Origin of the sequence: Rubritalea sp. (assembly GCF_039830215.1) — a bacterium.
Taxonomy (GTDB): Bacteria; Verrucomicrobiota; Verrucomicrobiia; order Verrucomicrobiales; family Akkermansiaceae; genus Rubritalea.
Genome location: NZ_JBDOPO010000362.1, coordinates 1 through 7,196 on the forward strand (window position 1 = coordinate 1; position 7,196 = coordinate 7,196).

Below are 7,196 nucleotides of genomic sequence, written 5' to 3' on the forward strand. Positions count from 1 at the left end.
CTCGGGTGAGACATTGCTTCCTTAGCCTCTGTGCCATACCTAGAGCCATGGCTACTCTGGTAGCTTGGCTGGCATCTGCGATTTCTAGCGCATGGGATTAGACCTCACTGAGGCTAGTTGAAGTTTAAGATGTTAGGGCGCCAGTGGCTGCGAATTGACGTGCTGCAGCGGCGATGCATGGGTGAGTCTGAGCGTAACTAGGAAGGTTATTTGCTCAAGTGGCGACGAGTTCTTAGATGTCTTTCTTTTTTAGAAACTAACAAATATGGAGAGTGGAGAGTTCCAGCTTGCACAAAATCGTTTCTGAGCCTCTGATTCATCTTATGTCGACCAAGGTTCGTTACATACTCAAAGAGCAGTCATTCATGTTGGGATTGATCGTGCTGATTAGCATGGTTTTCGGGGGGCAGCTTCTGTTTGGAGTGGATACCTATAGACCCTATATGATGGTTCCAGAGGAGGTTGTTACGGCATGGGATGCAGCCCTAGCGGGGGACATTGATGTCAGTGCCTTTTTGACGATTTTAAGTTACGCCTTTCTGCATGGAGGTTTCGAGCATTTGTTATTCAACATGCTCTACCTTTGGATTTTTGGTGCGCTGGCAGTTGAGCTTATTGGGAGTAAGTGGATGTTGGTCACTTTTGTGGTCACAGCTATTTGTGGCAGCATGTTGCATGTTGTGATGAATGCCGGCAGCCCGATTCCTACACTTGGAGCATCGGGAGCTGTGATGGGATTCCAAGGCCTCTATCTTGGTATGGCGGTGAGGTGGGCCCTTCCCGACCCTGAGATTTGGCCGATGGATAGGCCTATCCCACCCGGTCAGCTCGCGATTTTGGGTATTATAGGTTTAGTGATGGACTATATGGGGTTTCTAGGAGGAGGCCTAGGGGTGGCTTACAGCGCGCATTTAGGCGGGTTCATTGGCGGGATAGTGCTTGGAGCCTTCGTCGTACCGATGCCAGGCTCAGCACGGCATCGTTGAGATCGTGTTAGAGCTAGCCACAAAAAAACCTTACTGAGAGCTTCTCAATAAGGCTTTTAGTGAAGGTAAGAGAATGGGGCAAGGGGCTTCTCTATGACTCTAAATTATTTTAGGTAAAGAGGACGCTTAGGCTAGACTGGGCCAAGGATGTGTAAATTTCGGAGATTTCTTCAGGTACGCTTGCTCCATTAGGGTTCTCCTCCAGAGCGTACTGGAGTGTGTGCATGAGAGCATCGGCTTGTTCATCGATAGTTGCTTCCAGAGTTAGGGGGAAAGGAGCATCGAGCAGGGCTAGGCCTGAGTTTATCGGGAAGAGCAATTCTTCAGCCCAACCAAGGATTGTCTCGGTCGGGGAGTGATCGGGAAAGCGTGCGGAAATGAGACCAAGGATGTCGGCTCGTGCTGAAACGTTGATCAAAAGTGCGAGGAAAAACCGAAGGTCGGGGTCTTCGATTTGGCCACGCATGCTGGCAATCGTCTCTCTGCGGCCTCCTTCAGCTAGAGTCACAGCAATGCCATCGGCTAGTTCACCGTGTTTCTGTTCAAAGGTATCGAGGATAGCATCCCACTCACCGAGTTCTTGTAGGCAGCCCATGGAGTCACGCAGTATGAAAAAGCCACGTTCGAAATCTAGTTTGGTGATCATTTCTCTTACCAGTAGCGCGTAGGCTGAATGGCCGAGGGTCTCTAGCACATAGAGGAGTTGATTACGACGCATCGTGAGCGTGTCCGCTGAGTTCGGATCGATGGCGACATGGGGAGGGAGGTAGTTGAACTGGGCACCTGCGTCGGGGTCGTTTTGGGTGCGGACCACGACGGTGACGGAGGGCGAGTCTAGATGGAAGAGCGAGTGGATGCAGCCGCGGCCGGAGCTGATAGGGACCGTGCGTCCGGCTTTTAGAAGCTCGATTTGCTTCATGCTGAGGTCGCCGAGTCGCAAATGGGGCGTGACAGAATGGGCTTCTTCAAAGTTGTATTCAGTGTGGATGCTGGAGCCAGACATGACATGAAACGCGCCGGAAAATGCGTGTTGATGAATATCGGTGGTGCCGTCTAACCAAAACAAGATTTGAATGTAGAAACGTGGATGAGAAAAGGCCACTAACTCGGGTTGGCCGAATCCAGACATTCCTTGAAGTGGTTGCTCGTCATTGATGAGGAACTCGCGAATGAGTTCGCCTAGATCGACGTTCCGAGCTGGTGGAGCTTCCTCTAGCGCCGCCTGAGCAATTTCCGGGAACGATTCTAGGGAGAAATTGTTCTGTTGCCAGCGTTCTTGGACTGTTCGCCCGAGTTGTTCAAAATAGGAATTCATGTTTACGAGTGATGTGTGAGTTTGGGTGTGAGCTGACTTTGGGCTTCCCCACGGATTTTAACCGGGGGATATCTAACTGACAGGTAGGTTAGTTAGGCTGATTTTTCAAGGTTGGAGTGTAGTTCTAGGAACTCTTCGGGTGCTAGATTCCTTGACGATGAGTGCGTACGTCTTCTGTTGTAGAAGCCCTCGATAGGCTGAAAAATAGCAAGCCAGGCTTCACATCGTATTTCAAAATATCCGCTATCTGGCATTCGCCTACGTTTGGGCGAACTCCAAAAGCTCTCACAACAGGAGTAGTCATAGCAATTTCCTTTAACTAACATCGACATGATCGACCTGGGATGTTTCAAGTTTCAAGAGTTTTGCCCTTCTGGCTTAGACCTTGGGTTCTAGCATGAGTTTGGTGACAGTATTTTCACTACAGTTGAAGCTCCAATCATTGAGTTCTGAGAACATTCTTGGAGAATCGTAAACCCGTTAGATTTTGTAGCTGTGCACGGCTTTTATCTCAGCTGCATGCCTAATCTTAGATTCATCGTCGATCTGTGGGATGAGAGTACACAAACGCGGGTTTAAAGCTTAAAGGTGTAGTTGCGAAACAGATAAAAAACAAACCAGCTATTTGCAATAGAGTCTTACCTGTGCTGATTTTTTTGGGGAGGCTATAGCCTTCGTATAATCGAGACCCTTTCGGAGAACTACCTACTTCTCCGATGCAATACCAGCTCCCCAGCTAGTTGCTCTCAATAGTCAAAGCCCTGCTATCGAATACACGACACATTTCTACGTAAAGTTAGAGACTGCGCCTTGCCCAATTGCAGCCTCAGCTCCGTTCTGCCTGTTCGAAGGTTTTGCTGTAAATATGGGGCACAAATAGTTAGCGTATATCCTGACTCGCACCACACAGCCACCTAACAACTTGACTAGTGAAGTATGTCGAATAAAATTGTAGCTGTTTCGGCTAATTTTACCTTTCACTGTTTGTCCTTGGTGTATGTTTATGAGCTAGTAAAGGCCCAGCCTAAGATTAGGGGTACGCTCAAACCACTGAATCATCTCCGTCACTTTTATTGGCAATTTAGCCAAATACAAAATTCTATGGGCTAACCGAAAGCTATAGAAGAGGGCAAACATATTCAGAGATCACTGACCTTGGCTTCAAAACTGTGAAGTTCGTGTCACAAACCATACCAGCTCGAGAGCAGGGAAGATCCTAGCTGACAATTTTTATCCTACTTAGCAAAGGTGAAGTTACCCTTGAGCCTTGGCCTATCGGTAGTCCTTGAGGTAGCCGAAGCTCACTAGTTGACTATTTTCTTCGTAGTGCAAACGGTACTTCAAGCATGCCAAGCTTCTGCGAAGTGTCACCTCAGGAATCGCTTGGAAGACTGGCTCAGAGCTGTGGAGTTCTTCGAGTCGGGAGTTTGCAATGCGCGAGCTAAGATGGTGAATGTGGTGGAAGCCAATGTCACCTTAAAACTACTGGAGCACTATAGGTAGTTTGTAGAAGGCGCTTCTTTCGAGTGCTGCCGCTGCAAAACTCCATTCCTCGTTGCGCACCTTATACACAACTGCGAATTGGAGCTGTACACAGACAATCCAGACACCGACTGAGTTAGTCCACAGCTCAGAAAGGAGGTCTTTCATGCTCGCTTCTTTCACGGAGAACCTTTGCCAAATGAAAAAGAGGAAAATGGGAGAGAAGATGAAGAGGATCCATGGGTTGCTTACTAATCGGGAGAGTACAAGCATCATCCAAGACGAGGCTTGGTATTCTTTGATAGTGTCATTGTCCAGACATCGTCTACTGAGCGCCTATCGAGGTGATCGGTTGTGTAGTGGTGGATTTTGTGCTCCCAATGCCAGAACTTATAGGGTGTAAAGGTGCGAACTCCTAATAGTTGTCCTAGAAAGTCGTTTGCTATAGCTAGTTTAGCCTCTGTATTTAATGGTTTAAGCTGAGGATGAGGGGAGGATCGTTAAAAATGTCTTAACCAATGCTTTTCCCACAATCTAAAGCCTCCTTTGAAGGCTGCGCGGTTATCGACGCGTCGGGTATTATCTGGGAGATCTTCTATGAGTTCGGCTTGTCCACCGCCAAGCACAACGTCATCGGCGTTGCAGGCGCTACGAAGGATATCGATGACTGCTAAGGCATGGCGATTCCACTTTTCTAACCCAAGGCGGGCAAAACCTTCTTTGCCGACGTAGTCCTCGAAGCTCCGATCCTTGCGGTAGGGTAGATGGCCAGCTTCAAGTGGGACGGGGGTGCCATCCTTGATGAGGGTGGTTCCAAGGCCTGTTCCAAATCCGAGGAAGAGCATGGAGCCTTTATCGTAGCAACCCACAGCCTGCATGGTCGCATCGTTTATGACCTTAGTGGGGAGGCCAAATGCTTTTTCAAAATCGAATGCGACCCATCCTGAGCCGAGGTTAATCGGGTTTTTGACCGGTTTGTTGGCACTCACCACGCAGGGACAACCAACGGAGACTAAGTCGTATTGCCAATGGCTGGTGGCTTCTACGACTTGTTTGACTAGTCGATCGGGTGTGAGGTCTGGTTCAGAAGGGATTTTGATACGCTTCTCTTGGCCGCTGGCGAGGGTCTTGATATTTGAGCCACCTATGTCGACGACGAGAATGCGTTTTTGATCAGAAGAATCAGCGGGCATAGCAAAATGCTACTGAAAACTGTGGGCTCTGAGCAATACTGAAATTGTACATACTACTGGGCCTATGGATAGATTATGAGGCTTGTAGCTCTATGACAAAGAGAGTGTGTGACGCTTGGAAGTCATGGGTTTAGCAAATTCTCTTTAATGACGTCAGAGATGAGGCCTAGAGTGGGAGTATCTTCTACTAACTTATTTGTCAGTGCATTTTAGCAGCGACATTTGTTCTGAATACTCACCAGTCCTATGCTGAGCTGAAAGCGCACAAGGGCCGGGCAATCGACGCATTAAGTAGTTAGATAGACTATAGAAGCTATTCGCCTCGGTTCTTGCAAGATAAGCCAAAGGAGGCTGACCGTGTCGTTAGCGTATGAAACTGAGGATTCGGCCCGTGCGGCTCAAAACTTCGAAAATTATTAGCTATTTTGAGAAGCTGTCGCGGACAACATTGAAGAAACTACTTTTGGTTGTTGGTGACAGGAGTTGGCCATCGCATCTAGACTGGACTAAGGCAACTAGCAATTGAACACCTTAGGAATCTAAAATTGCCGGTGAATATGGCAATTCAAAAAGTGTGCTTTCAAGACTTTTATAGGATAGGTTACTCAGATCGAAGCTTAAATAGGGGAACCGCATGGTCACCAATCCCTCGGGAGAAGGATGGAAAGATGTTACCACTAGATCGGGTTGATAGATTGTATTATGAAGCAAAGCCAGACGTCGCTCAAGACGGTGCGCGCGTGGGTGTTCCTAGAGGAATTAGAAGACAATGCTGTACCAACGTGCGAACGCTTATTTTCAAGTGATTATGCCTCCCATCTCTGATTGGTGTAATCCACCATTTTAAGCCTCGTCGGAAGGCGCGCTGAAAGGCAGTCAGAAGAAGCGTGACAATTTAGCTGCAAACGGGAAAGAGAAGACCTCTTCAGCGACCTGCAACTTTGGCGGCCAGAAAGCCGAACGCTAGTGTGTGGGCGGAGAAATTCGATTATTCAAAAGAATGATCACAGAAAGCAAGCTCTTCAAAGACCAGTGCCATTGGTTCACTTCTCTAGTTTCAAAAGATGAGGGCGCGAAGCCTTCGGTCAAGTTTCTGGGGAAGCTAGACGCAACGAAGATCAGAGGAGTCTAGATGAATAAGGTTAGCCGCGTACTTGCTTTGGCCTTTGTAGTTTAATAAAGTGGGAGTACAGTAGCAAGTAGTTAGCATGTCTCGCTCATTCGGCTTTTTCGCAGGAGGATTCGCTTAGTTCTTGCGACGAGCTCGGTAGATGCAGTGCCTCGCTTTTTTGGAATGTTCGTGGGGTTTTGCTGCGTAGGCTTCGACTTCGAACCCAGTTTTCTCCAAGAGTTTCTTGAACTTAGGAGCGGGCACGGCAAGCCAATAAGTAACAGCACCATTTGGGGTAAGTACGTTTTTGATTTTTGCTAAAAAGCTGAGTGAATACATCTTGTCATTTTCCTCGGTGATTAAGTCGTCTGGGCTATTGTCGATGTCTAGTAGGAGAGCGTCGCAGCTGGCCTTCGGCTTGCTGTTGAGGATGTCAAAGAAATCGCCTTGAGTGATCTTGGTACGAGGGTCTTCGAGAAGGGGACCATTGTGCTCGACTAGGAATGTGCGGTTCCATTCGATGATGGGTGGCATCAGCTCAGCTACTTCCACAGTCGCGGGAGAGCCGATGAGCTCGAGTGCGCGCTTGAGTGTGAAACCGAGCCCGAGTCCACCAATAAGGACTTTTGGGTGAGCCGGGCGAGAAGTATTGCCTTCTAATATGTCAGCACACCCGATCTCGGAGAGCATTTGTTCAGAGTAGGTTAGGGCCGTACTCATGAGCTCAAATCCATTGTATTTCAGATAAAAGTTTCCGTCGTGCTTGTGCAGAGAGAATTTGGTCCCGTCAGTCATTGTTGACTCACCCAGATTTGTGTAAGGTTTCATGGCGTTAGGCTTTACTAAAACATCACGGTGAACAAGCTTAGAGATGGTCTTGAGGATCAGAGTTTAGTGGACTCTCTAAATAATGCTAGCGCACTATGAAGCCTTCTCGAAGTTCTGAGATGCACCGCTAAGAACGAGCTCAATAGCCAAAGTGAGAATTTGATCAGAGCTCACGAAATCGATGTACTGGAGGCTATATTTACCAAGTTAAACTAGGTAGTTTGTGGCTATTTAGAGTTGGTTTGAAGGCATCCTTCCAGCAACCGTTTTGTCTGGTCTAA

General features: G+C 48.0%; 5 protein-coding genes. 1 reads left to right on the forward strand and 4 read right to left on the reverse strand.

Translation table 11 applies throughout. The features are described from left to right. Positions 1 to 272 precede the first annotated feature (272 nt). On the forward strand, positions 273 to 986 hold the full coding sequence (locus ABGY95_RS12275; protein ID WP_347441973.1) for a rhomboid family intramembrane serine protease: 714 nt from the start codon (positions 273 to 275) through the stop codon (positions 984 to 986). 109 nt (positions 987 to 1,095) lie between these two features. Here ABGY95_RS12275 and ABGY95_RS12280 read toward each other — a convergent pair whose 3' ends face one another. The 4 genes from ABGY95_RS12280 to ABGY95_RS12295 all read right to left on the reverse strand — a co-directional run bounded on the left by ABGY95_RS12280 (position 1,096) and on the right by ABGY95_RS12295 (position 6,915). After that, the gene (locus ABGY95_RS12280; protein WP_347441974.1) at positions 1,096 to 2,301 is read right to left on the reverse strand and encodes a hypothetical protein; all 1,206 of its coding nucleotides are present in this window, start codon (positions 2,299 to 2,301) and stop codon (positions 1,096 to 1,098) included. Between the two features lie 1,482 nt (positions 2,302 to 3,783). Beyond that, positions 3,784 to 3,951 carry a hypothetical protein gene (locus ABGY95_RS12285; protein WP_347441975.1) on the reverse strand — a complete coding sequence of 56 codons (168 nt, stop codon included), beginning with the start codon at positions 3,949 to 3,951 and terminating at the stop codon, positions 3,784 to 3,786. A gap of 332 nt (positions 3,952 to 4,283) precedes the next feature. Then, complete coding sequence (locus ABGY95_RS12290; RefSeq protein WP_347441976.1) at positions 4,284 to 4,976, reverse strand: ROK family protein; 693 nt, start codon at positions 4,974 to 4,976, stop codon at positions 4,284 to 4,286. Positions 4,977 to 6,222: 1,246 nt separating this feature from the next. Then, positions 6,223 to 6,915: a spermine synthase gene (locus ABGY95_RS12295; RefSeq protein ID WP_347441977.1), complete on the reverse strand. Its 693-nt coding sequence runs from the start codon at positions 6,913 to 6,915 to the stop codon at positions 6,223 to 6,225. Positions 6,916 to 7,196 lie beyond the last annotated feature (281 nt).